The organism is Achromobacter sp. SD115, assembly GCF_017355315.1.
Taxonomy (GTDB): domain Bacteria; phylum Pseudomonadota; class Gammaproteobacteria; order Burkholderiales; family Burkholderiaceae_B; genus Achromobacter; species Achromobacter xylosoxidans_B.
Genome location: NZ_JADIJM010000021.1, coordinates 48,189 through 71,526, shown reverse-complemented (window position 1 = coordinate 71,526; position 23,338 = coordinate 48,189). Strand labels below are relative to the sequence as shown.

The 23,338-nt window shown below is 68.1% G+C and carries 20 protein-coding genes; 10 read left to right on the top strand and 10 right to left on the bottom strand.

Annotation, left to right across the window (positions count from 1 at the left end; translation table 11 throughout):
• Positions 1-5 precede the first annotated feature (5 nt).
• On the top strand, positions 6-1,667 hold the full coding sequence (locus IPU70_RS25060) for a long-chain-fatty-acid--CoA ligase (RefSeq protein WP_207471499.1): 1,662 nt from the start codon (positions 6-8) through the stop codon (positions 1,665-1,667).
• Positions 1,668-1,674: 7 nt separating this feature from the next.
• On the opposite strand, the gene IPU70_RS25055 is transcribed toward IPU70_RS25060, so the two are convergent.
• The 9 genes from IPU70_RS25055 to IPU70_RS25015 form a co-directional block, all read right to left on the bottom strand.
• A complete protein-coding gene (locus IPU70_RS25055; protein WP_013395403.1) occupies positions 1,675-2,457 on the bottom strand; it encodes a slipin family protein in 783 nt (260 codons plus the stop codon).
• 48 nt (positions 2,458-2,505) lie between these two features.
• A complete protein-coding gene (locus IPU70_RS25050) occupies positions 2,506-3,951 on the bottom strand; it encodes a nodulation protein NfeD (RefSeq protein WP_207471498.1) in 1,446 nt (481 codons plus the stop codon).
• Positions 3,952-4,069: 118 nt separating this feature from the next.
• Positions 4,070-5,056, bottom strand: a complete 987-nt coding sequence (locus tag IPU70_RS25045) for a tripartite tricarboxylate transporter substrate binding protein (protein WP_207471496.1) — start codon at positions 5,054-5,056, stop codon at positions 4,070-4,072.
• 29 nt (positions 5,057-5,085) lie between these two features.
• Complete coding sequence (locus IPU70_RS25040; protein WP_207471495.1) at positions 5,086-6,303, bottom strand: CaiB/BaiF CoA-transferase family protein; 1,218 nt, start codon at positions 6,301-6,303, stop codon at positions 5,086-5,088.
• Positions 6,300-7,457 (bottom strand): acyl-CoA dehydrogenase family protein, encoded by a 1,158-nt coding sequence (locus tag IPU70_RS25035; protein ID WP_207471494.1) that lies wholly within the window; start codon positions 7,455-7,457, stop codon positions 6,300-6,302. The genes IPU70_RS25040 and IPU70_RS25035 overlap by 4 nt, the downstream gene beginning before the upstream one ends.
• 33 nt (positions 7,458-7,490) lie before the next feature.
• A complete protein-coding gene (locus IPU70_RS25030) occupies positions 7,491-8,696 on the bottom strand; it encodes an acetyl-CoA acetyltransferase (protein WP_207471493.1) in 1,206 nt (401 codons plus the stop codon).
• Positions 8,677-10,149, bottom strand: a complete 1,473-nt coding sequence (locus IPU70_RS25025) for a 3-oxoacyl-[acyl-carrier-protein] synthase III C-terminal domain-containing protein (protein WP_207471492.1) — start codon at positions 10,147-10,149, stop codon at positions 8,677-8,679. Before IPU70_RS25025 ends, IPU70_RS25030 begins: the two co-directional genes overlap by 20 nt.
• Positions 10,146-11,021, bottom strand: coding sequence for a MaoC family dehydratase (locus IPU70_RS25020; RefSeq protein ID WP_207471490.1), 876 nt, complete (start codon positions 11,019-11,021; stop codon positions 10,146-10,148). The genes IPU70_RS25025 and IPU70_RS25020 overlap by 4 nt, the downstream gene beginning before the upstream one ends.
• 8 nt (positions 11,022-11,029) lie before the next feature.
• Complete coding sequence (locus IPU70_RS25015) at positions 11,030-11,947, bottom strand: SDR family NAD(P)-dependent oxidoreductase (RefSeq protein ID WP_013395395.1); 918 nt, start codon at positions 11,945-11,947, stop codon at positions 11,030-11,032.
• 345 nt (positions 11,948-12,292) lie between these two features.
• On the opposite strand from IPU70_RS25015, the gene IPU70_RS25010 reads away from it, so the two are divergent.
• From IPU70_RS25010 to IPU70_RS24985, 6 genes are all read left to right on the top strand, one after another.
• Positions 12,293-13,297 carry a LysR family transcriptional regulator gene (locus tag IPU70_RS25010; RefSeq protein ID WP_207471486.1) on the top strand — a complete coding sequence of 335 codons (1,005 nt, stop codon included), beginning with the start codon at positions 12,293-12,295 and terminating at the stop codon, positions 13,295-13,297.
• Positions 13,298-13,373: 76 nt separating this feature from the next.
• The gene (locus IPU70_RS25005) at positions 13,374-14,351 is read left to right on the top strand and encodes a tripartite tricarboxylate transporter substrate binding protein (protein ID WP_013395393.1); all 978 of its coding nucleotides are present in this window, start codon (positions 13,374-13,376) and stop codon (positions 14,349-14,351) included.
• Positions 14,352-14,560: 209 nt separating this feature from the next.
• The gene (locus IPU70_RS25000; RefSeq protein WP_207471485.1) at positions 14,561-15,796 is read left to right on the top strand and encodes a CaiB/BaiF CoA-transferase family protein; all 1,236 of its coding nucleotides are present in this window, start codon (positions 14,561-14,563) and stop codon (positions 15,794-15,796) included.
• Positions 15,789-16,574: a crotonase/enoyl-CoA hydratase family protein gene (locus tag IPU70_RS24995; RefSeq protein WP_207471483.1), complete on the top strand. Its 786-nt coding sequence runs from the start codon at positions 15,789-15,791 to the stop codon at positions 16,572-16,574. The genes IPU70_RS25000 and IPU70_RS24995 overlap by 8 nt, the downstream gene beginning before the upstream one ends.
• Positions 16,575-16,646: 72 nt before the next feature.
• Positions 16,647-17,630: a tripartite tricarboxylate transporter substrate binding protein gene (locus tag IPU70_RS24990; protein WP_207471481.1), complete on the top strand. Its 984-nt coding sequence runs from the start codon at positions 16,647-16,649 to the stop codon at positions 17,628-17,630.
• 63 nt (positions 17,631-17,693) lie between these two features.
• Positions 17,694-18,665: a tripartite tricarboxylate transporter substrate binding protein gene (locus IPU70_RS24985; protein WP_207471479.1), complete on the top strand. Its 972-nt coding sequence runs from the start codon at positions 17,694-17,696 to the stop codon at positions 18,663-18,665.
• Between the two features lie 16 nt (positions 18,666-18,681).
• Here the strand turns inward: IPU70_RS24985 and IPU70_RS24980 are convergent, their stop codons facing one another.
• Positions 18,682-19,599 (bottom strand): LysR family transcriptional regulator, encoded by a 918-nt coding sequence (locus IPU70_RS24980; protein ID WP_207471478.1) that lies wholly within the window; start codon positions 19,597-19,599, stop codon positions 18,682-18,684.
• A gap of 199 nt (positions 19,600-19,798) precedes the next feature.
• Here IPU70_RS24980 and IPU70_RS24975 point away from each other — a divergent pair, with 199 nt between their 5' ends.
• Genes IPU70_RS24975 through IPU70_RS24965 form a run of 3 tightly spaced genes read left to right on the top strand, consistent with a single transcriptional unit; the run spans position 19,799 to position 23,310 of the window.
• Positions 19,799-20,959, top strand: coding sequence for an acyl-CoA dehydrogenase family protein (locus tag IPU70_RS24975; protein WP_207471476.1), 1,161 nt, complete (start codon positions 19,799-19,801; stop codon positions 20,957-20,959).
• 28 nt (positions 20,960-20,987) lie between these two features.
• Positions 20,988-22,058 carry an acyl-CoA dehydrogenase family protein gene (locus IPU70_RS24970; protein WP_207471475.1) on the top strand — a complete coding sequence of 357 codons (1,071 nt, stop codon included), beginning with the start codon at positions 20,988-20,990 and terminating at the stop codon, positions 22,056-22,058.
• A 55-nt stretch (positions 22,059-22,113) separates the two neighbouring features.
• Positions 22,114-23,310 carry a thiolase family protein gene (locus IPU70_RS24965; protein ID WP_207471473.1) on the top strand — a complete coding sequence of 399 codons (1,197 nt, stop codon included), beginning with the start codon at positions 22,114-22,116 and terminating at the stop codon, positions 23,308-23,310.
• The last annotated feature ends 28 nt before the right edge of the window (positions 23,311-23,338 follow it).

The following is a 23,338-nucleotide window of genomic DNA, read 5'->3' as shown; positions in this document are numbered from 1 at the left end:
ACAAGATGCAGCAAGCGCACTATCGGTTTTGGCCCAAGGGCCTGCCGAAGGAAATCACCCCGCCGCAGTCCAGCCTTTACTTCAACCTGGAGGCATCCGCCACGCGCTATCCGGACAAGCCGGCCATCGTGTTCTACGAAACCGTGATCGACTACGCGCGACTTAGGCGCGAGGTCGACGCCATGGCCGGATACCTGCAGCACAGTGCGGGGGTAAAGGCGGGCGACCGTGTCCTGCTGCTGAGTCAGAACTGCCCGCAGTTCGTCATCGCGTACTACGCCATCCTCCGCGCCGATGCCGTGGTCGTACCGGTCAACGCCATGAGCACGCCGGAGGAGTTGGCGCATTACCTGGACGACAGCGGTGCCCAGGTGGCTTTCGCCGCGCAGGAACTGTGCGCGCGGCTGAACGGCTTTGTCGAGGATAAGCGTTTGGATCGTGTCATCGTCCACACCTATTCGGACTATCTGGATGGCCCGGTTCCCGACGCGCCGGACTGGGTCGCCGCGCCCCGGCGCGCGCCCGATGTGCGTGCTGGCGTGCCCTGGTACGGCGCGCTGGCGGTCAATGCCCAGCCCTTGCCGCACCGGGCGCGGGCGAAAGATCTTTGCCTGCTGCCCTACACATCCGGCACCACCGGCCGGCCCAAGGGCTGCCGCCATACCCACGGCACCATGGGCGCGTCCCTGGCCGGTTCGCAGCTATGGCGCGGCCTGACGTCCGAGGCGGTCATCATGGGCGTGGCGCCGATGTTCCACCTGCTGGGCATGCAGAGTTGCATGAACACGCCCATCCTGCTGGGCGCCACGGTGGTGGTGTTGCCGCGCTGGGACCGCCAGGTGGCCGCCCGGTTGATGGCGCGCCATCGCGTCAGCGTCTGGGCCGCGCCGCCCGCGATGATCGTGGACTTCTTCGCGCAGCCGGGCATCGAAGAACTGGACCTGTCCGGCCTGGCGCAGCTGTGCGGCGGCGGCGCGCCCATGCCCGAAGCGGTCTCGGCCATGCTGGCCAAGCGCTATGGCATCACCTACAACGAGGCCTATGGCCTGACGGAAACCGCCTCGTTCTTGCATTGCAATCCACTGGACCGCAACAAGCGCCAATGCATAGGCGTGCCCACCTTCGGCGTGGACACGCGGATCGTGGATCCGGCCACGCTGGCCGAGCTGCCCCAAGGCGAGACCGGTGAACTCGTGACGCGCGGCGCGCAGGTCATGCTGGGCTACTGGAACAACCCGCAGGCCGACGCCGATGCCTTCTTCGTGCTGGATGGTCAACGCTACTTCCGCACCGGCGACCTCGGCCGGGTGGACGAAGACGGCTATTTTTACGTGACCGACCGCCTGAAGCGCATGATCAACGCATCCGGCTACAAGGTCTGGCCGGCGGAAGTGGAGAACGCCCTGTACGAGCACCCGGCAGTGCACGAGGCTTGCGTGATCGGGGTGCCGGACGCCTGCCGCGGTGAAACGGTGAAGGCCCTGCTGGTATTGCGCGACGAGGCGCGCGGCAGCGTGCGCGAAGCAGACGTGATCGCGTGGGCCCGGACCCGCATGGCGGCCTACAAGGCGCCACGCATCGTGGAATTCGTGGATGCCTTACCCAAGTCCAGCACTGGCAAGATCCAGTGGCGGCAGTTGCAGGAGGCGGGCAAGGCGGCGGCCTAGCGCAAGGTCAGGGGCCGGCAGGTGGCTCCTGGTCCTTCCCCGCCAGCCCTTTGAGCAGGCGGCTGAACTCGACCGGAAAGGGAAAGACGATGGTCGAGCTGTTTTGCGCACCGATCATGGCGAGCGTGCTCAGATAGCGCAGCTGCATCGCTTCGGGCTGTTCCGAGAGCGTGCGCGCCGCGTTCAGCAGCATCTGTGCGGCCTGCTCCTCGCCTTCGGCGTGGATGATCTTGGCGCGTCGCTCGCGCTCCGCCTCGGCTTGCCGGGCGATGACGCGGATCATGCCTTCGTTCAGGTCGATGTGCTTGATTTCCACATTCGCCACCTTGATGCCCCAGGCGTCGGTCTGCGCGTCCAGAATGCTCTGCACCGCATTGTTCACCTTGTCGCGTTCCGAGAGCAGCTCGTCCAGATCATGCTTGCCCAGCACGGAGCGCAGTGTGGTCTGCGCCAGTTCGCTGGTGGCCTGCCGGAAGTTCTCCACCTGGATCACCGAGCGCTCCGGATCGATCACGCGGAAGTAGATGACGGCATTCACCTTGACCGACACGTTGTCGCGCGAGATCGCGTCCTGGCTGGGCACGTCGAACACGGTCATGCGCTGGTCCACGCGCACCATCTGTTGCACCACGGGAATCAGCAGGATCAGCCCCGGACCCTTGACCCCGGTATAGCGGCCCAGCGTAAAGATCACGCCCCGCTCGTACTCGCGCAGGATGCGGACCGACAGGGCGAATAGCGCGACGGCCAGCGCCAGGATGGGGGCGTAGAAGGCGAGGTTCATCAACATGGCTGACTCCGCTTGAGTAGGGTATCGGCATGGCCCGACGGGAGGGCGTCACCGCTGGGACGGCGGCAGGCCGGTGTCTGGCTGCACATGCAAGGTCACCCCCCGGACGGCCGTGATCACCACGCTATCGCCAGCCGCGAGTCCGGCCGGTCCCACCGCGCGCCAGCGTTCTCCCACCGCCGCCACGTAGCCTTGCCCGTCCGTCCAGCTCAGCACCTTGATCCGCAGTCCGATCAGCGCTTCGGCGCCGCTGACGACCGGCGCGCGGCGCGAGCGCAAGGCCAGCCGGCCGATCAGGAAGGTCATCCCCAGGCTGGCTGCGGCGATTCCCGCCATCAGCGGCACGGACACGCCAAAGGCCGGCGTGTCCGTGTCGATGAGCAGAATGGCGCCGAGCACGAAGGAGACCGCGCCGCCCACGCCCAGCACGCCCAGCGTAGGCGCGAATATCTCCGCCACCATGAGCGACGTGCCTAGCAGGACCAGCGCGATTCCGGCATAAGTCAGCGGCAGCGCCGCCAGGGCGTACAGGCCGACCAGCAGGCAGATGGCGCCGAAGATGCCCGGAAACAGGGCGCCAGGGCTCATGAACTCGAAGATCAAGCCGTACACGCCCGCCATCAACAGCAGTAGCGCCAGATTGGGATTCGTAATCACGCTGAGCACCTGGGTGCGCCAGTCGGGCTCGCGGGCGAGCAGGCGCAAGTCGCGGGTGTGCAGGGTGGTCTCGGCGCTGCCGACCCGGACGCGGCGTCCGTCGGCTTTGGCCAGCAAGTCGGGCACGTCGTCCGCGATCAGGTCGATCACGTTCTGCGCGCGCGCTTCGCCGGCCGTGAGGCTTGCTGCGGCGCGCACGGCCTGTTCAGCCCAGTCGGCATTGCGGCCGCGCAGCGCGGCGAGCGAGCGGATATAGGCCACGGCGTCGTTGATGGCCTTGGCTTCGCCTGCGTCCTTCGGCGCGGCGGGTGCGGTCTTGTCCGCGGGGGGCTTCTTGTCTGCCGGGTCAGCCGGTCCGGAAGGACTGTCGGCCGGCCGGGGCGGGCTGCCGCCCAGGGCGATGGGCGTGGCCGCGCCCAGATTCGTGGCGGGGGCCATGGCAGCGACGTGGCTGGCGTAAAGAATGTAGGTGCCGGCGCTGGCGGCGCGCGCGCCGTTGGGCGCCACGTAGGAAATCACGGGAACCGGCGACGCGAGAATCGCGCGGATGATGTCGCGCATGGAGGCGTCCAGTCCGCCCGGCGTGTCGATGCGCAGCACGACCGCCGCCGCATTCTGCTGCCGCGCCGCCTCCAGGCCGCGGATGACGTAGTCCGCCGTGGCGGGGCCGACGATGCCGTCCAGGGACAGCACCACAGCGGTTTGCGGGCCGCCGGCAGGCTGCGCGCCCGCGCCGCCCGAACAGATTGCCGCCGCCGCCAACAGCACCGCCACGCGGCGCAGCTTGCGTAGCATGGCACAGCTTCGGGACAGCAGGCTCAGGATCGGGGCGGCCATGAGCAGGTTTCCTCCGACGCGCGGCGCCGGACGGCAGGGCGGCGCTGCTGCTATGTCCAGAGTACTACTTTCGCCAATTTATTCAGAGCCTTACGGAAGATGGAGGCGGCCGGGATGGCTACCTCAGGGTGATCCCCGTCTGCTGCACAACCCGGGCCCAATACTGGCTGTCGTCTTCCATCCGCGCGGCGAGATCGCCGGACGAGCCGCCTTCGGCGATCAACCCCAGCTGCGCATAGCGTTCGCGCACCTGGCTCGACGCAAGCACGGTTGCAACATCTTTCGTGATTTGATCGACCACGGGCTGCGGTGTGCCGGGAGGCGCGTAGAGGCCGACCCAGGTGTCCCGGTCCAGGCCGGCGATGCCCAGCTGGGCGAAGCTGGGCACGCCGGGCAGCAGCGCGGAACCCGCGGGCGTGGTGACGGCCAGCACGCGGGTTTTGCCGGTCTGGGCCGCCTTGGTGGCGCCGGATGCGCTGAGGAAGGCGCTGCCGACGTGCCCCCCTATCAGGCCGCTGAGATTGGGGCCTTCTCCCGCAAAGGGAATGTGGGTGATGTCGATGCTTTTGTCGCGTTTGAGGAGTTCGCCGAAGAAGTGGGTGCTCGTGCCTTCGCCGCTGGAGCCGAAGCTCACCGAACCCGGCTTTTCGCGGGCCAGCGCAATGTACTGCGCCAGGCTTTCCGCCGGAACCGCCTGTCGGTTGACCAGCAACGCGACCGGCGTGGTGAAGAGGGTGGAGACGGGCAGCAGGGTCGCGGCCGCAGGCGCTGCGCCTTCCTGGCCGCGGGCCAGTTGTTCGTTCAACGTGGAATTGGTGGCCGCGACCAAGGTGTAGCTGGGCGGACTTTTGGCGGCCAAGGCCAGGCCGATGCGGCCGGACGCGCCGGGGCGGTTCTCGACGATCACGGTCTGGCTCCATAGCGAGCTCAAGCGTTCGGCCAGGATGCGGGCGGCGCCGTCGACCGCGCCGCCCGCCGGATACGGCACGATCAACCGCACCGGCTGGTCGGGGTAGGGGGCGGCCGCGGCCGCGGTGGTGGGCCGGGCGCCGGACGCCGCCAGCGCGGCGATCATAAACGCGGTCAGGCGGATGGCTTTTTGCATTCCTTGTCTCCCTTGTGCATGTAGAACGCTCAGATCACGCCTGCCGCGCGCAGCCGGGCAATGCTGTCCGGCGTCAGCCCCAGCAGATCGGCGTAGACGGCGTCGTTGTCCTGTCCCAGCTCCGCGCCGGCGTGTGTGGGCTCCGTCGGATCGCGCGTGAAGCGCGGCACGACGCCGGGCATCTGCAGCATGCCGAAGTCGCGGTCGGGGACGTCGACGATGGAACGGCGCGCCACCACGTGGGGATCCTTGACCACCTGGTCGATGCCATAGATCGGCGCCAGCGTGCCGTTGGCCTGTTCGAAGGCGGCCAGGACCTGCTCCAGGTCGTGCCCGGCGCACCAGTCGATGAAGACGCGGTTCAATTCCTGTTCATGTCGGACCCGGCTGGCGTTGTCGGCGAAACGCGGGTCTTGCGCGAGGTCCGGGCGGCCGATGGCGCGGCAGTTGTTGGCGAACATGGAATCGATCGAGCCCGCCATGGATACCCAGTGGTTGTCGCGCGTCCGGTAGACCGCGGAAGGCGCGGAGTAGGGGCTGCGGTTGCCGTTACGGGCGGGCACCGTGCCGAGCTGCTGGTAGACCCCGGGCATGAAGTCCAGCAGCCGGGTAATGCACTCCGTCAGCGCCAGGTCTATTTCCTCGCCGGGCCGGTCGGGGTCGCGCGCCCGCGGCCATAGCGCCGTCAGGATGCCGATGGCGCCGAATAGCCCGCCTATGGAATCACCCAGCGGCATGCCTGCGTGCATGGGCTCGTCATCGGCATGGCCTGTGATGGTGGTCAATCCGCCCATGGCTTCGAAGATCCGCGCGAAACCCGGCCGCTCTGCGTAGGGGCCGGACTGGCCGAATCCCGTGACCCGCAGGATCACCAGGTTCGGCTTCAGCGACCACAGCACTTCCTTGGTCAGGCCCCAGCGGTCCAGCGTGCCTGGCCGGAAGTTCTCGATCAGCACGTCGAATTGCGGCAATAGCTGCTTGAAGATGCCGGCGCCCTCGGGCGTGCGCAGGTCCAGCGTGGCGAAGAGCTTGCCGCGCTGGGCGGTCTTCCACCAGATGCTCCTGCCATCCTTGAATGGCGGAAAGGCGCGCATGCCGTCGCCCTTGCGCGGCAACTCCAGCTTGAGCACGTCGGCGCCGTAGTCGGCGAGCAAGGTGGCGGCGAAGGGGCCGGCCAGCACCGTGGCGATGTCCAGTACCCGGAGCCCGGCCAGGGGGCCTGTCTTGGCGTCGCTTGCGTTCATCATCGCGGCGCCAGTTGACGGGCGATGATCTCCTTCATCACCTCGTTGGCGCCGCCATAGATCTTCTGGCCGCGCGAGTCCATGTACATGCGCGCTATCGGGTATTCGCGCATGAATCCATATCCGCCGAAGAGCTGCAGGCAGCGGTCGACCGTCTCGCATTCTTTCTGCGTGCCCCACCATTTCGCCATCGCGGCGGTGGCCGCGTCCAGCCGCCCCTGCTGCTGCCAGGCGATGCACTGGTCGATGAAGACCCGCGCCAGCGCGGCCTCGGTCTTCATCTCGGCAAACTCGAAGCGCGTGTTCTGCAGCTTGAACAGCGGCTGGCCGAAAGCCTGCCGCTGGTGCACGTGTTCCAGCGTGAGGCGCAAGGCCCGCTCGATGCTGCCGACGGCGCGTATGCCGATCAGCAGCCGCTCATAGGGCAGTTGCGCCATCATCTGGGAGAATCCCTGGCCCTCCGCGGCGCCCAGCAGGTTGGCGGCAGGCACTCTGGCTTCGTCGAAGAAGAGCTCGACGGTGTCCTGCGCCTTGAGCCCGATCTTGTCCAGCGGCTCGCCGCGCCGAAAACCTGCCAGGTCGCGGGTTTCCACCATCAGCAGCGACACGCCCTTGGCGCCGAGGCTGGCGTCCGTCTTCACCGCCAGCATTACCAGGTCGGCGTGGTGGCCGTTGGTGTTGAAGGTCTTGGACCCGGTGATCACATAGCTGTCGCCATCGCGCCGTGCGCGGGTCTTGATGCCTTGCAGGTCGGAACCGGCGCCGGGCTCGGTCATGCCGATGGACGCGACGATGTCGCCGCTGGCCATGCCCGGCAGCCAGCGCCGCTTCTGCTCCTCGCTGCCGTAATGATGCAGATAGTGGGCGACGATGTAATGCGGGCCGAAGCCGGGGCCGAAGCCGCATTCCGCGCTGACCTCGACCAGCGCCGCCAGATGGGCGTAGTCGCCGTCGCCGCCGCCGTATTCCGACGGCAGGTCCGCCAGCAGGAAGCCCATTGCGCCGAGCTGGTTCCAGACCTCGCGGTCGATGCCGCCTTGTGCTTCCCAGGCCGGCTGGCGCGGCAGCAGTTCGGCGTTCCAGTAGCGGCGGGCGGTTTGCTGGAATTGTTCGATCTCGGGCGTGCGCCAGGGTGATTGGTAGTCGTCCATCAACATGTTGTGTCTCCTTGTCGTCCGTTGCGGCGCTGTTCAGGCGCCGTACTTGCCCAGCACAGAGACGCTGCATACGTTCTGCCAGGGAAAGCCGCCCAGGTTGTGGATCACGCCGATGGCGGGGTCGTCGGCGCGCTGGCGGGCGCCGGCGCGCCCCAGCATCTGCAGGTACATCTCATAGGCCATGCGCAGTCCGGTCGCGCCGATGGGGTGGCCGAAGCACTTGAGACCGCCGTCGATCTGGCAGGGGATGGTGCCGTCGGCGTCGTAGAACCCGTCCAGCACGTCGTGGGCGCCGCGGCCTTCGGCCGAGATGTGCATGTCCTCCATCGTTACCAGTTCGGTGATGGAGAAGCAGTCGTGCACCTCCAGCAGGTCGATCTGTTCGCGCGGCCGTCCTATCCCGGCCTCCTCATAGGCGCGGGCCGATGCCACCCGCGTGGTCTGGAAGTAGCTGCCGTCCCAGCTGTCGTGGCCGGCTTCGCTGCCGCTGGATACGGCGAGTTGGAGCGCCTTGATCGCCACCAGGTCATGCTTGCCCAGGCCGCGTGCGATGTCCGGGGTGGTCAGGATGGCGCAGGCGGCGCCGTCGGAAACACCGCAGCAGTCATACAGGCCCAGCGGCTCGGCGATCATCGGCGCGTTGATCGCGTCTTCCATGCTGATCGGGTTGCGCAGATGGGCCTTGGGATTGCGGCCGGCGTTGGCGTGGCTTTTCACCGAGATGTGGGCGATGGCGCGCTTCAGGTCCCGCGCATCGACGCCGTGCTTGGCGCGGTAGGCGCTGGCAAGCTGCGCGAACGAGCCGGGCGCGCTGATGTTCGGCCACACGATATCGTTGAGCGGACCGCGCGGACGTTGGGGCAGGCCGCCATAGCCGGTGTCCTTGAGCTTCTCCACGCCGAAGGCGAGCGCGAAGTCGCAGGCGCCGGACGCCACCGCATAGGCGGCGCCGCGCAGCGCCTCCGATCCGGACGCGCAGAAGTTCTCGACCCGCGAGACGGGGATGTTCGGCAGTCTCAGGGCGACGCCCAGCGGCACGCCGCCGCTGCCCAGGTGCTGGGTTTCGATGCCGGTGCCCAGCCACGCCGCCTGGATCTGCTCCTTGCCGATCCCGGCGTCCTGCAGGCATTCGTCGAAGGCTTCGACCGCCAGGTTCTCCGCGCTGCGGTCCCAGCGCTCGCCGAAGTGCGAGCAGCCCATCCCCAGGATCACCACCTTGTCACGAATGCCTGTTGCCATGCCTGTTCTCCGTAAGGTCGGCGACCATCGCCTTCCAGAAATAGCGGGTGTAGCCGCGTGCGGCGTCTTGCGCCTTGATGCGAAAGCTCATGCGCAGCGCCAGCCCTACCGCCAGTTCGTCTTCGTCCATGTCGGTGTAGTCCATCATCAGACGGCCTCCGCCTTCGAACTGCACCATGCCGTAGCAAGCCGGCGGATTGGGCGTATAGGCCAGCCGGTCCGCGGTGTAGCTCATGATCCGGGCCGGCGTGTCGGCAAACGGCAGATCCTCCTGAGTGCCGATGGCTCCGCAGGCGGGGTTGACGCATACGTCGGTGCGCGGCCACTGGGCCGTGCCGCAAGCGCCGCAGCGTCCGCCGAGGAAACCGTGCACCGCCTTGCGGTTGCGGTACTCGACCGACAGCGGGGTGAGCTTGTCGTTGTCGGCGCGCATGCCGCGCTCCAGAGGAAGCAGGTCGTTGAACACCAGGAACTTCATGTAGTTGTCCTCGACCTTGCCACGCGCCAGCCAGCCTTGCGCGCCCAGGCGGCGGGGCAGGTCGGCCAGGGCCGGGGTGGTGCGCAGCACCAGCACGTCGACCCCCTGGCCGAATGCGACCAGCACCAGCACCTGGCCTGGTTCCGCCGCGCCCAGCGCATGCGCCAGCATCAGCAACGGATGGGCACAGCCGGCGTTGCCCACCGTGGCCGCCAGCGTGTCGTGCACACGTTCGGGGGCGATGCCGGCCAGCTTGGCGATCCGCTGCGCCGCGCCCTTTTGCGGCAGCGCCACGCACAGCGTATCCACCTGGCCGGGCTCCAGGCCGGCCCGGCGTAGCGCCGCCGAAATGGCCTGCGGAATCTGCGCGCCGTGGCCTTCCTCGCGTATCCAGCGCTCTTCCCAATAGGTATCGGTGGCCGCGCCGGCGCCGCGATAGTGGTCGGCCATGTCGATGGTGCGGCTCTCCAGCGCCAGGGGCTCGGCGATGGCTGCGCCGTCGCCCACCAGTACCGCGCCGGCGGCATCGCCATACAGGAGCTCCTGCGCGCTGGCCACCTTGGCCTTGCGGCGATCGCTGGCCACGACCAGCGCATTGCGTCCGCTGCCGCCGCGCAGCGCCTGCATCAAGGCAGAGGTGCCGCCGCGCTGCGAGGACGCGACGTCGATGGCGCCGACGTCCTCGGCCAGATTCAAGGCCTGCGCCACGATGCTGGCGTTCAGCCGGCTGGCATAGGGCAGAGAGGTCGAGGCCAGCAGCAGGTCGTCGACCTCGCGTGCTTCGGTCCCGCTCAGGCAGTCGCGCGCCGCTTCCACCGCCATGGTGACGGCGTCCTCATCGAAGCCGCACATGGCGCGTTGGCCGGCGCGATGCGCCGCCAGCGACGCGTCGTACCAGGAATGGCTGCGCACGATCGCCTCGCGCTGCAGGCGCAGGCGCGGGATGTAGGCGCCGAAGGAAAGTATGCCCCTCATGCGCGGGCTCCTTGCGGCGGGTCGATGATGGCCAGTCCATTGTTGAGCACTACCTTCTGGCGCTCCAATGCCGTGGCGCGGAAACGCACCTCGCCGCTGGCGCCCCAGGCCTCGACGCGGATGGTCTCGCCGGGATAGACCGGCGCGCTGAAGCGCACGTCGATGCGCTTCAGCCGGGCCGGCTCGTAATCGCACAGCATGCGCAGCAGCCCGTGACAGGCAATGCCGTAAGAGCAGAGGCCGTGCAGGATGGGCCGGTCGAAGCCGCCCGCACGGGCGACTTCGGGATCCGCGTGCAGGGGATTGAAGTCGCCCGACAGGCGGTAGAGCAAGGCCTGGGACGTCAGCGTGGGCAGGTCGCAGACATGCTCGGGTGTGTTTTCAGGCAGCTTGACCGCCGCCGGCGATGGGCCGCTGGCGCCGCCGAAGCCGCCATTGCCGCGCGCCATCACCGCTTGTTCCACGGTGGCCAGCAGGGCGCCGTCGCGCGTTTCCAGCGTGCGCTCCACGAAGAACAGCGCGCCCACGTCCGGTCCTTTGTCGAGGATGTCCTTGATCCGGGTGCGGCCGATGACGGTGCCGGCCGGCGCCAACGGACGATGCAATTGCACCGATTGGCTGGCGTGCAGCACGCGGCGCCAGTCTATGCCGGTATCCGGCTCCTTCATCCAGAAGCCGGGGTATCCCAGCACCGCGGCCTGGGTCGGCACCGCCAATTGGCGATCCTCGTAGACGAAAGGCAGTTCGCGCGCGTCCAGCGGGTCGCGGCCCAGGCCCAATCCCAGCGCGTACAGGATGGAGTCCTTGGAGGTATAGGTCTGCTCCACCGGTTCGAAGCGGCGCTGCATCAGCTGGTCGGGGTCGATTCTCATGGCGGGCCTCATACCGGAGTCCAGGCAAAAGCCTCGCGCGCGCTTTCCAGCGGCACCAGGCTGGGCTGCATCGCCGGAATCGCATGTTCGGCGATGGTCTCGACGGTCCAGCCTTCCGAGCGATGCACGCTGCGCACCGGCCGCGGCTGGCTGAACAGCATGATTTCGTTCTTGCGCACGCCGAAGATCTGGCCGCTCACGCCGGCGGCCAGGTCCGACAGCAGGTACACAACCATGGGCGCGATCTTGTCGGCGGTCATCTGCTTGAAGCGTTCCAGCCGGCGCTTCTGCTCTTCGGTCTCATCGGGCAGGGTGCCGATGAGGCGGCTCCAGGCCCACGGCGACACGCAGTTGGAACGTACGTTGCAACGCTCCATTTCCAGCGCAATGGAACGCGAGATGCCGACGATGCCGAGCTTCGCCGCCGAGTAGTTGGCCTGGCCGATGTTGCCTACCAGACCGGCCGCCGAGGTCATGTGCACGTAAGCGCCGGATTGCTGTTCGCGGAACATCGCCGCAGCGGCGCGGCTGACGTTGTAGGCGCCTTGCAGATGCACGTCGATGACCTGCTGCCAGTCCACGCTGCTCATCTTGTGGAACATCCGGTCGCGCAGGATGCCGGCGTTGTTGACCACGCCGTCCAGGCGTCCGAAGTTATCGACAGCGGCTTGCACCATGCGCGCCGCCGCCTCCGGATCGGACACGCTGTCGCCGTTGGCGACGGCGCGGCCGCCTGCCTGGCGGATTTCCGCGACCACTTCGGAGGCCGGATCCAGCGTTCCCGCGCCTTCGCCGTTCGGACTGCCGCCCAGGTCGTTGACCACGACCGCCGCGCCTTCGCGCGCCGCCAGCAAGGCAATTTCGCGGCCGACGCCGCGGCCGGCGCCAGTCACAAGCACGACTTTCCCTTCAAGAACTCCAGCCATTTCATCTCCTCGGCAGGTTGATGCATCCACCCGGAATCGGGATGCGCCAACTGTAGGCATGGCAGGCAAACCGGGTAAGCACGCGCAGCGGATGGCAGGTATGCAGGATCGGCAACGCTGAGGCATATCCTTCGCGATCCGGTCCGTGTTGCGCGGCAGCAAGAACGATCCCGGACCGGCTCCGGGTTGATCCCGATCCGCCATGGCTGAGCGCAAGGGCGTGCCCGCCATGGCGCGCCGCAGCACCCGCAGCCCGGCGCCGCGCCAGGGCGAGCGGCCGCGAGACGCCCTGATATGATCAAAAAAAGTGAACGCAGGCTGTCCCGTCCTGGCAGGAGACAGAAAGTGAAACTGGTGGTCCGCGCAGCCGATGAGCTGAAGATAGAGAACGTGTCCGCTTTCGTCGCGACGGCGGAGTCGGGCAGTTTTTCGCAGGCGGCGGTTCTGCGGGGATGCTCGCAGTCCATGCTGAGCCGGCGCGTGTTGGAACTGGAAGAACTGCTGGGCGGGCGTCTGTTCAACCGCACCGGCCGCGGCGTGCTGTTGACCGAACTGGGCATGGCGCTGCTGCCCGTGGCGCGGGGGCTGCTGGACGGCGCCACCGGCTTCCTGGAACTGGCGTCCTCCACCAACGAGCAGCCCTCCGGCACTGTCGAGATCGCGCTGCCGCGCTGGGCCGCGGAAGGTCCCGTGTCGATGCTGGTGAACCGCATCTCGTCGCAGTTTCCCCGCATCCACCTGGTCATACACGAGAGCTACAGCCGCGACGTGATGGACAGGCTGGCGGCGGGCAAGCTCGATATCGGCGTTTTCAACAGCTATCAAGCCGAGCCGCCCGCCCAGGCGCAGCGCCTGTTCTCGTCCGACCTGGTGCTGCTGGGCCGGCGCGACTCGCCGCTGCTGCGCGATCCCACCGTGCCGCTGGCCGCATTGAACGGCCTGTCCATCGTGATGCCGCCTTCGCCCAATCCGGTGGAGGCCGTGGTGCGCGAACGCACCCGCGACATGCAGCTGGAGCTGCGCGCGGAACTGGAGATCAACTCTGGCGCGATGATCCGCGAGGTAGTGCGCCGTTGCGGTCGCCATGCCATCACCCAGGTGCATCGCATCGAGGACTACCTGGACGAGGGCGACCTGGCGATTTCCCGCATCGTCGAACCGGCGCTCACGCTGCATACCTTCTGCGCCACCGGCGCCAAGCACCGCATCAATCGCGCCAGCCTCGCGGTCGAGCGCTGCCTGGTTGCGGTGCTGGGAGAGCACTTCGTCCGATTGCAGCAGGCCGCGCAGATGCGTGAAGCGCGCTGGGCCAAGGCATGGCAGACGGCTGTCCAGACCGTGCATAGCTGATCGTCGGTTCCCGCATGGCACGGCGGAGTTCTTGTCGCTATCGTGACAGGCCACAAGAACCCCAGGAGACGAAACCATGTCCGTTGCCAGAACCGCGTGGCGCGCAGCCGTGCTCGCCTGCGTCGCACTGCTCGCTTCGATGTCCGCCGTAGCCGCCGATGCCTATCCTTCGCGTCCCATACGTTTCATCGTGCCCATCGGTCCCGGCAGCAGCGGCGACACGATGACGCGTACCTTCGCCGAGCACCTGCGCAAGGTGGCGGGCCAGTCCACGCTGGTGGAGAACCGGCCCGGCGCCGAGCTCTCGCTAGGCACCCAGGTGGCGCTGAGCGCGCCGGCCGACGGCTATACGGTGGTGTTGATCAGCCCCAGCGCGACGGTGATCAACCCCTTGTTCGTGAAGGACTTGCCGTACCGGCCCGAGGATCTGCTGCCCGTGCTTAACGTGACCCGTCACGTGGCCGTGCTGGTCGCGTCCGAGAGCTCGCCCTACAAGAGCCTGGGCGACGTGGTGGCTGCAGCCCGTCGCGACAAGGGCGGTGTCAGCCTGGCTACCTACGGCAACAGCTATCGCCTAGGCGCGCTCGACCTGGCCAGACGCGCGGGTGTGGACTTCAATCAGGTGCCGTACAAGGGTGCTGCGCAGGCGGTGGCGGATGTGGTGGGGGGATCGGTGGACCTGGCGTTGATCGACATTGCCGGCGCCGCGCCCTTGGTCGCTTCGGGAAAAATCCGTGCGCTGGCGGTGGCGGGGGACCAGCGTCATCCGCTGTTGCCCGAGGTGGCGACGGTGCAGGAAGCCGGCTATCCGGGCTACTCCCTATACATTTTCATAGGCTTCGCCATTCATGCCAAAACGCCCCCTGCCGTGGCAGGCAAGCTTGAAGACATGATGCGGCAGGTCATGGACGATCCGGCGCTACGCGCGCAGCTTGCCCAGCAGAGCGGCGGCGAGGTGGTGGGCGCCGGGAGCAAGGAGTTTACGCGGACGATACAGGCCGAGGCGGTGCGATATGGGGAACTGGCGCGCCTGGTCGGCGGCGGCTCGCCCTGATGCTTGCGGGCGTCGCGACGCGGCCCGGGGAGGGATCCGCACCAATATTTTCGATGTATCGGCTGACCCAAATATAGTATTTCCGGCGTGCGCGGTTCTTACCTAGGATGTCCGGCAAGGCATTCTGGAATGGGAGCTGTCATGTTTGAAAGTGGTGCTTGCAGGATATCCGGGCCGCGTGTCCTGGCAGGGCGTTCGGGGAGCGGCGCATGAGCGGCCCGTTGGAAGGCGTGCGCATCCTCGATGTCACGACGGTGCTGATGGGTCCCTATGCCACGCAGATACTGGGAGACCTGGGCGCGGATGTGATCAAGGTCGAGCCCCCGGCCGGCGATAACGTGCGCGGCATCGGCCCGGCGCGCCATCCAGGCATGGGCGGCATCTTTCTGCATGCCAACCGCAGCAAGCGCAGCGTGGTGCTGGACCTGAAGCAGCCAGCGGGCCGCGACGCGCTGCTGAAATTGGCGGCCACCTGCGACGTCCTGATCTACAACGTGCGGCCCCAGGCGATGGCGCGGCTGGGGCTGTCGTACCAGGAACTGGCGCAGGTCAACCCCGCCATCCTGTACGTGGGCGTGTATGGCTACGATCAGCGCGGCCCCTATGCAGCGCGCGCCGCATACGACGACCTGATCCAGGGCGCGGTGGGCATACCGGCGCTGTCGGTCCAGGCTGGCGGCGAAACGCCGCGCTACGCGCCCAGCGCCATCGCCGACCGCATCGTGGGCATCAGCGCGGCCAATGCGGTCAGCGCCGGCTTGTACCACCGGGCGCGGACGGGCCAGGGCCAGGCCATCGACGTGCCCATGTTCGAGACCATGGCGCAACTGATCCTGGGCGACCACATGGCGGGCCAGTCCTTCGAGCCGCCGCTGGGGCCTGCCGGATATCCGCGGATCCTGAACGCGGACCGGCGCCCCTATGCGACGCTGAACGGCCACATCTGCGTGCTGATCTATGCGGACAAGCAATGGGCGGCATTTTTTGAACTGATCGGGCAGCCTGGGCGCGAGTCCGCCGACCCCAGATTCCGCGACATCGGCACCCGCACCCAGCACATCCATGCGATCTACCGCCTGGTGTCGGATGAGATCGCCAAGCGCACCACCGAGGAATGGCTGGAAGCGTTCGAGGCGGCGGATATTCCGGCCATGCCCATGCACACCGTGGAGTCGCTGCTGCGCGATCCGCAGCTGGAGGCCGTCGGATTCTTCAACACCGTCGAGCATCCCAGCGAGGGCAAGCTGCGCACCATGGCGGTGCCGTCGCGCTGGTCCGGCACGCCGCCCGCTCCGTCGCGGCCCGCGCCGCGGCTGGGTGAGCACAGTGTCGAAGTGCTGAAGGAGGCGGGCTACCCGGATGAGACCATTGCCGCGCTGCTGCGGGATGGTGTGACCTCGATGGCGGCCGACGCTGCCGCAGTGATCGGAGCTGCCCATGACTGATTTCCTGAAACGCGAGCGTCATGGCGCCGTGCTGCTCCTGACCATGAGCCGCGCAGCCACGCGCAACGCGCTGTCCGATCCCGATGCGATCGACGCGCTGGTGGATGTCTGCGCCGAGATCAATGCGGACATGTCGGTGCGCGCCGTGGTGCTTACCGGCGCACACGGCGTGTTCTCTTCCGGCGGCAATCTCAAGACCTTGTCGGCGGCGGTCGGCGCCGGGCTGGGGGAGCCGGTGCGCAGCCGTCAGGCCTACCGCGACGGCATTCAGCGCGTGCCGTTGGCCCTGTGCAATCTGGAAGTGCCGACGATCGCGGCGGTCAATGGACCGGCCATCGGCGCGGGCTGCGATCTGGCGTGCATGTGCGATATGCGCCTGGCCGCCGAAGAAGCGCGTTTTGCCGAGAGCTTCGTCAAGCTGGGCCTGACGCCGGGAGACGGCGGCGCCTGGCTGCTGCCGCGGGTGGTCGGCATGTCGCGCGCCTGCGAACTGGCGTTTACCGGCCGCAGCGTCGATGCCGCCCAGGCGCTCGATATGGGACTGGTTTCGCAGGTGCTCAGCCAGGAGGCGCTGCTGCCGGCCGCGATGGCGTTGGCGCAGGAGATCGCCCAACATTCCGGCCACGCGCTGCGCCTGACCAAGCGGCTGTTGCGCGAGGGCCAGCACACGCGGCTGGACACCTTGCTGGAGCTTTCAGCAGGCTTCCAGGCCTTGGCGCACCACACGCAAGAGCACGCCAGCGCACTGGACGCGTACCTGGACAAGACGCGCGGCTGAGCGGCTCCGGCCCTGGCCACGGCAGCCTCGCCGGCGCGCAACCTATAACGAGGCGATACAAGGAGGAGACCCATGCAGACAAGGAGAAGAACACTGGTGGCCGCTCTAGGCGCGCTTGCCGGTTTGCCGCTGGCGCGTGCCGCCATCGCGAACACGGCGGCGTGGCCGGCGCAGCCCTTGCGCTTGATCCTGCCCTACGCGGCGGGAGGCCCGACCGATGTGCTGGCGCGGGCCGTGGCGCAGCATGTGGCGCGCGAACTGGGCCAGCCCGTGATCGTCGAGAACAAGACCGGCGCCAGCGGCAACATCGCTGGTGAAACCGTGGCACGCGCCCGGCCCGATGGCTACACGCTGCTGTACCACTCGTCCGGCCTGGCGATCAGCCCCGCGCTGTACCGGCAATTGCCCTATGACCCCCTGCGCGATTTCGCGCCGGTGGGGCTGACGGCCTCGATCCCGCTGGTGCTGATGACGACCAAGGCCTTGCCGCCCCAGGACACCAAGGAGTTCATCGCCTACCTCAAGGCGCGGCCCGATGCGCTCAGCTATGGGACCGGCGGCGTCGGCAACATTACGCATCTGAGCGTGGCGTTGTTCCTGCATGCCACCGGCACGCGCGCCGTGGGCATTCCGTTCAAGGGCACCAATCCGGCCATGGTGGCGATGCTGGGCGGCCAGGTGCAATTCATGGTGGACGCGATAAGCTCGGCGCTGCCCTACATCCGCGACGGCAGGGTCAAGGCTCTGGCCGTGACCGGCGCAGAGCGTTCGCCTGCGCTGCCGCAGGTGCCCACGTTGCGCGAAGCGGGCCTGCAGGACCTTACGATGAGCACCTGGCAAGGCGTGCTGGCGCCGGCCGCCACGCCGCAGCCCGTGATCCAGCGCCTGAACCAGGCGGTGGCCGCGGCGGTGCGCGATCCGGCCATTGCCGGACCGTTCACGGCGCAGGGCGTGGACCTGCGCAGTTCTTCGCCCGCCGAGTTCCAGGCATACCTGGGGCAGGAGGTCAGGCGCTGGGGCGATGCGGTCAGAATGGCGGGCATACAGCCCGAATGAACACGGCAAACGCCATGGCGGCAAAGCCACGGCCATGAAGGCAACAGCCTTGCGGAGACAAGCATGAACATCAGGACCCTGGCCATGACGGCCATGCTGGGCGCGGCGCTGGCCTTGGGCGGCAATGCCCGTGCGGCAGACAAGTATCCCTCGCATCCCGCGAGGATCATCGTATCGCTGCCTCCGGGCAGCGGCGCCGACACCACGGCGCGATTCCTGTCCAAGCATCTGGCGGAGCAGTTCGGCCAGCCTTTCATCGTCGAGAACCGGCCGGGCGCCAACAGCTTCATCGCGGCCCAAGCCGTGGCGACCGCCGCGCCAGATGGCTACACGATGTTCGTGGCCAGCAATTCGCCCATGACGACCAATGCCGCCGTCTTCAAGCACCTGCCGTATGACGCGATCAAGGATTTCTCTCCGGTCGCGCCCATCGCGCGCTTTCCCATGGTGCTGGTGGTGCCGGCCAGTTCGCCATACAAAAGCGTGGCGGAGTTGGTGTCGGCCGCCAGGGAAGCTCCCGGCAAACTGAACTTCGCGAGCGGAACCGCGACCTACCAAGTGGTGCTTGAGCTGTTCCATGAACAGAACGGGATCAAGGCCACGCACGTGCCGTACAAGGGCACTTCGGCGGCTCTGGCGGACCTGGCTGGCGGGGTGGTGCAATACAGCCTGGCCGACGTCAGCGCGGCGCTGCCCTTGATCCGCGGCGGCAAGCTGAGGCCGCTGGCCGTGACCAGCGCCCAGCGCATCAAGGACCTGCCGGACGTGCCCACGATGCAGGAGAGCGGCACCAAGGGCTACGAGGCTTATGCCTGGACGGCCGCGTTCTTTCCCGCGAAGGTTGATCCCGCCATCGTGGCGCGGGTGTCGGAGGCGGTGCAGGCATTGGTGCGCAGCGACGAGGGCCGGGCGTTCATGGCCAATCTGGGCGGCGAGTCGTTCGTGGGCGGCCCCGACACGCTGGCGGCCTTCCAGAAGGACGAACTCGAGTCCATGCGACGTATCGCGAAACTGGCCAACATCCAGCAGGAGTAGGCGCGCCCAGGGCCTGTCATGCGGAGACTGCTGCGGCGGTCTCCGGCCGCATCAGGCGGCAGGCCATCTCGACGAAATTGGCGGTGGTCGGCGTGGCGTTGTCCGGGTGCACGGCTAGCGCGATGCCCACCTTGATGGTTTCGGCCAGCTGCGAAACATTCACCAGGCATACATTGCTGCCGGCTTGCCGGCGAGCCACCGCCGGCACGATGGCTATCCCGAGCCCGCTCTCCACCAGGCTCAATATGGTCTGCACCTGGATCGCTTCCTGCGCGATGCGCGGCACCACGCCCGCCTGCTGGAAGGCATACATCACCAGCGCATGCATTCCCGGCACATGTGCGCGCGAATAGCCTATGAACGGCTCGTCCGCGAGTTCGCTCAACGCAACGTCCTCGCGCTGTGCATGACGGCTGCCGGCTGGCACCGCCAGCATCAGGTGGTCCGGCTGCAGCAAGGTGACGCGCGCCGCCGTCGGTTCCAACACAGGAAAACGCACCAACGCCACGTCCAGCGTGTGCGCGTCCAGGCGGCGCAGCAGATCGACGGTGGTGGATTCTTCGATGATCAGGTCGACGCGCGGGTAATCCTTGCGGAACTCCGACAGCAGCCGCGGCATCAGCGAATAGGTGGACGAGCCGACGAAGCCCACCTTCAGGACGCCCTGTTCGCCGCTGGCGCCTTCTCTTGCCGCACGGCGGATCTCCTCGGCATAGAACAGGGTGGTACGCGCGTACTGCAGCACGACCTGGCCCGCCGGGGTGGGCCGCAGGCCGGCGGGAAGCCTTTCGAACAACTGCACGCCGAGCTCCTGCTCCAGCTTCTTGATCGCGGTGGACAGGGGCGGCTGAGCCATGTGCAGCCGCTCGGCGGCGCGATGGAAGTTGAGCGTTTCGGACAGGACCAACAGCTGCTTGAGCTGGCGTAGCTCCACGGGTGTCTCCCTTGATGCGCCGGGCTCGCGATATTTGTGATGTATTACCCGGTCCACATCTAATATTAGACCGGGATGTGACCCCCGTGTAGATTGCCATGAAGCCCGCGCGCATCGCGCCGGGCAGGGCTTTCACGGCACTTTCGGCAGTTCGAATGCATGCGGCGGCGCCGTGCCGCCGCGCGTTCCGGGGACCACATTGGGCGCTATCAACGAGGCACTGCGGCTTGCCGCGATTCCTGCGCAGGACGAGGCGCTGCGCTCGTCGGTGCGCGCCTTCCTGCGCGAGGCGCTGAAGGACATGCCGGCGGACCGCCGTGCGCGTTCCTGGATGGGCTATGACGCGGAGTTCAGCCGCGCGCTGGCGCGGCAGGGATGGCTGGGCCTGACCTTGCCTGCGGCCTACGGTGGCGCGGCGCGCAGCAATTTCGCCCGCTTCGTGTTGAGCGAGGAGCTGCTCGCAGCGGGCGCGCCGGTGTCGGCGCATTGGATCGCCGATCGCCAGACCGCGCCGCTGATCCTGCGCTACGGTTCGCCGGCGCAGCGCGATTTCTATCTGCCGCGCATCATTCGGGGCGAAGCCTTCTTCGCCATCGGCATGAGCGAACCCGACACTGGTTCCGACCTGGCCAGCGTGCGCACGCGCGCCACCCCCGATGCCGGCGGCTGGCTGCTGAACGGCCGCAAGATATGGACTACCAACGCGCACCGCTCGCACTACATGTGCGCGTTGGTGCGCACCTCCGGCGTGCCGGAAGACCGGCACAAGGGACTGTCGCAGATGATCTTCGACCTGTCCTTGCCCGGCATCGAAATCCGTCCGATCCGCGACATCGCGGGCGACGCGCATTTCTGTGAAGTCCTGTTCGACAACGTCCGCCTGCCGCGCGATGCGCTGGTGGGCGAAGAGGGCAGCGGCTGGCAGCAGGTCACGGCCGAACTGGCGTTGGAGCGCAGCGGCCCGGAGCGGATCTACTCCAGCATGGTGCTGATGGACGGCTGGCTCGCGCATCTGCGCCGGGCGGCGTCGCCGGACCCGGCGCACGTCCGGCTGGCGGGACGCCTGGCCGGCCGGTTGGCGGTGCTTCGGGCCATGTCGCTGGCGGTCACGCAGCGGCTCAACGATGGGGCCGACGCCAGCCTCGCGGCCGTGCTGGTGAAAGACCTGGGCACGGAGTTCGAGCAGGCCGTGCCCGAATGGATAGGCCAGGCCCTGCGCGCGGATGCGGGAGCAGCGCCGGATGAGGTGCTTGCCCGCACGCTGGCTTACCTGACGCTGATCAACCCGACCTTTTCGCTGCGCGGCGGCACCCGCCATATCCTGCGCGGCATCATCGCGCGCGAGCTTGGCCTGCGCTAGGGCCTATCGACACCTGAAGGAGGGCCCCATGGCGGCATCCATCCAGCAAGACCTGTACGACGAATTTGCACGCGCCCTGGCCGGCTTGTGCCCGCTGGAGCGGGTCCGCGAGATCGAGACGCAGGGTGGTGCAACGGACCCGGGCAGCCTCGCTGCCCGCACATGGCGGGAGATCGACGCGCTCGGGTATGTAGACGCATTGACGCCCGCGGAACTGGGTGGCGCCGGATTGCCGCTGGCCGACGCCGAGGGCCTGCTGCGCGCGGCAGGCGCGTTTGCGTTGCCTTACCCGCTGGCCGACACCATGCTGGCGCGCGCCCTGTTGCGGACCAGCGGCCAGACCGTGCCAGAGGGGCCTATTGCATTGGCCCAGGCGTTGCCGGGACCGCGCGGTCTGCGCTGCGTTCAGACGCCGGGAGCCGGGCTGGCGCGCACGCTGCTGGTTCAGCGCGACGGCTGCCTGTTGTTGCTGGCGGCGCCGGCCGCATCCGATCCGGGCGTGTTCCGGCCGCGCGCCAGCGCCGCCCCCGCATGGACCGACTCGCCGCCTGTCCTCGGCCGTATCGCCTTGCCGGACGAGGCCGTGCAGGCTTGGCGCAACGCCGCCGACGCAGCCGCAATCGCTGGCGCGATGCAAGCCGTGCTCGACCGCTGCATCGCCTTCGTGGGCGAACGCCAGCAGTTCGGTAAAGCGCTGGGCCGTTTCCAGGCGATCCAGCAGGAGATCAGCGTGCTGGCGGAGCAGGTGGCGTCCACCGCCATGGCGGCACGGCTGGCTTGCTCCAGCGGCTCCCTGTTTCCCGACGCCACGCTTGCGGCCTGCGCGCGGCTGCGGGCATGCGAGGCCATTCCCGTCGTGTGCTCCCTGGCGCACGCGATCCACGGGGCGATCGGGATCACCGAAGAGCTGGCCCTGGGCCTCTACACCACGCGGCTGCATGAGTGGCGTGCCAGCGGCATGAGCGAAGACGCCTGCGCCGGCCTGATCGGAACCCAGCTGCTGGCCGGCGACAGCCCGTCGATGCTGGAGTTCGTGCGCGGCGTCATGGCGGCCGTGCCGGCGGATAGCGAGGCCGACGCGGCGCGCGTCCCCGCGTAGCGCGAGACGGGCCGGCGTCTTTCTTTCGAATTCCATGCAACCGAGGTAATCATCCATGCCCTCAAGTTCAGATGCCGTCGTCATCGTCGGCGCGAAGCGCACGCCCATCGGCGCCTTCCAGGGCGCCTTGTCGCACTACACCGCGCCCCAACTGGGCGCCCATGCGCTGGCTGCCGCCATGCGTCAGGCGGGCCTGCCGTCCGATGCGGCCCAGGAGGCATTGATGGGCTGCTGCCTGTTCGCCGGCCTGGGGCAGGCGCCCGCGCGCCAGGCCGTGCTGGGCGCGGGGCTGCCGACCACGGTGCAGGCGACCACGCTCAGCAAGATGTGCGGCTCGGGCATGAAGGCCGTGACCCTGGCGCACGACATCCTGCGCGCCGGATCGGCGGATGTGGTGCTGGCCGGGGGCATGGAATCGATGAGCAACGCGCCGCATCTGATACCCCGGGCGCGGCAGGGCTACCGGCTGGGCGACGGGCAGTTGCTGGACCACATGTACCGCGATGGCCTGCAGGATGCCTATGAAGGCCATCTGATGGGGCATTACGCCGATCTGGCCGCGCGTGAGCACGGTTTCAGCCGCGCGCAACAGGACGCCTATGCGGAGCAGAGCGTGCTGCGCGCTCAGGGCAGCATCGCGGCAGGGACGTTCGCGGCGGAGATCGCCCCCATTGCGGCGCGGGCCCGCCGTGGCGAACCGGCGGGCGCGCTCGTGGCCGACGACGAGACCCCGGGCCTGTGCGACGCGACGCGGCTGGCCAGCTTGAAACCGGTCTTCACTGCCGATGGCACGGTCACGGCCGGCAACGCGTCCTCGATTTCGGATGGCGCGGCCGCGCTGGCGCTGACGCGGCTGGGCCACGCGGAAACGCTGGGGCTGACGCCGCGGGCGCGCATCGCCGGGCATGCCGCCGCGGCGCTGGCGCCGGGGCAATTCCCCGTCGCGCCGGTGCACGCCATCGCGCGCCTGCTCGACCGGGTGGGCTGGAGCCGCGATTCGGTGGACCTGTTCGAAATCAACGAGGCCTTCGCCGTAGTCGCGCTGATCGCGCTGCGGGATCTGGGCCTGCCGGCCGAGCGGGTCAATGTGGAAGGGGGCGCTTGCGCACTGGGGCATCCGGTGGGGGCCACCGGCGCACGCATCATCGTCACGCTCTTGCACTCGCTGGAGCGGCGCGGGCTGCGCCGCGGGGTGGCTTGCCTGTGCCTGGGCGGAGGCGAAGCCACGGCCATCGCCATCGAATTGCTTTGATCCGGCGGCGCATCCGCCGCCTGGACAC

Excerpts from the sequence above, each read along its gene's own strand:
- IPU70_RS25060 (WP_207471499.1), top strand. The coding sequence starts at position 6 with ATGCAGCAAGCGCACTATCGGTTTTGGCCCAAGGGCCTGCCGAAGGAA.
- IPU70_RS25055 (WP_013395403.1), bottom strand. The coding sequence starts at position 2,457 with ATGTTGATGAACCTCGCCTTCTACGCCCCCATCCTGGCGCTGGCCGTC.
- IPU70_RS25050 (WP_207471498.1), bottom strand. The coding sequence starts at position 3,951 with ATGGCCGCCCCGATCCTGAGCCTGCTGTCCCGAAGCTGTGCCATGCTA.
- IPU70_RS25045 (WP_207471496.1), bottom strand. The coding sequence starts at position 5,056 with ATGCAAAAAGCCATCCGCCTGACCGCGTTTATGATCGCCGCGCTGGCG.
- IPU70_RS25040 (WP_207471495.1), bottom strand. The coding sequence starts at position 6,303 with ATGATGAACGCAAGCGACGCCAAGACAGGCCCCCTGGCCGGGCTCCGG.
- IPU70_RS25035 (WP_207471494.1), bottom strand. The coding sequence starts at position 7,457 with ATGTTGATGGACGACTACCAATCACCCTGGCGCACGCCCGAGATCGAA.
- IPU70_RS25030 (WP_207471493.1), bottom strand. The coding sequence starts at position 8,696 with ATGGCAACAGGCATTCGTGACAAGGTGGTGATCCTGGGGATGGGCTGC.
- IPU70_RS25025 (WP_207471492.1), bottom strand. The coding sequence starts at position 10,149 with ATGAGGGGCATACTTTCCTTCGGCGCCTACATCCCGCGCCTGCGCCTG.
- IPU70_RS25020 (WP_207471490.1), bottom strand. The coding sequence starts at position 11,021 with ATGAGAATCGACCCCGACCAGCTGATGCAGCGCCGCTTCGAACCGGTG.
- IPU70_RS25015 (WP_013395395.1), bottom strand. The coding sequence starts at position 11,947 with ATGGCTGGAGTTCTTGAAGGGAAAGTCGTGCTTGTGACTGGCGCCGGC.
- IPU70_RS25005 (WP_013395393.1), top strand. The coding sequence starts at position 13,374 with ATGTCCGTTGCCAGAACCGCGTGGCGCGCAGCCGTGCTCGCCTGCGTC.
- IPU70_RS25000 (WP_207471485.1), top strand. The coding sequence starts at position 14,561 with ATGAGCGGCCCGTTGGAAGGCGTGCGCATCCTCGATGTCACGACGGTG.
- IPU70_RS24995 (WP_207471483.1), top strand. The coding sequence starts at position 15,789 with ATGACTGATTTCCTGAAACGCGAGCGTCATGGCGCCGTGCTGCTCCTG.
- IPU70_RS24990 (WP_207471481.1), top strand. The coding sequence starts at position 16,647 with ATGCAGACAAGGAGAAGAACACTGGTGGCCGCTCTAGGCGCGCTTGCC.
- IPU70_RS24985 (WP_207471479.1), top strand. The coding sequence starts at position 17,694 with ATGAACATCAGGACCCTGGCCATGACGGCCATGCTGGGCGCGGCGCTG.
- IPU70_RS24970 (WP_207471475.1), top strand. The coding sequence starts at position 20,988 with ATGGCGGCATCCATCCAGCAAGACCTGTACGACGAATTTGCACGCGCC.
- IPU70_RS24965 (WP_207471473.1), top strand. The coding sequence starts at position 22,114 with ATGCCCTCAAGTTCAGATGCCGTCGTCATCGTCGGCGCGAAGCGCACG.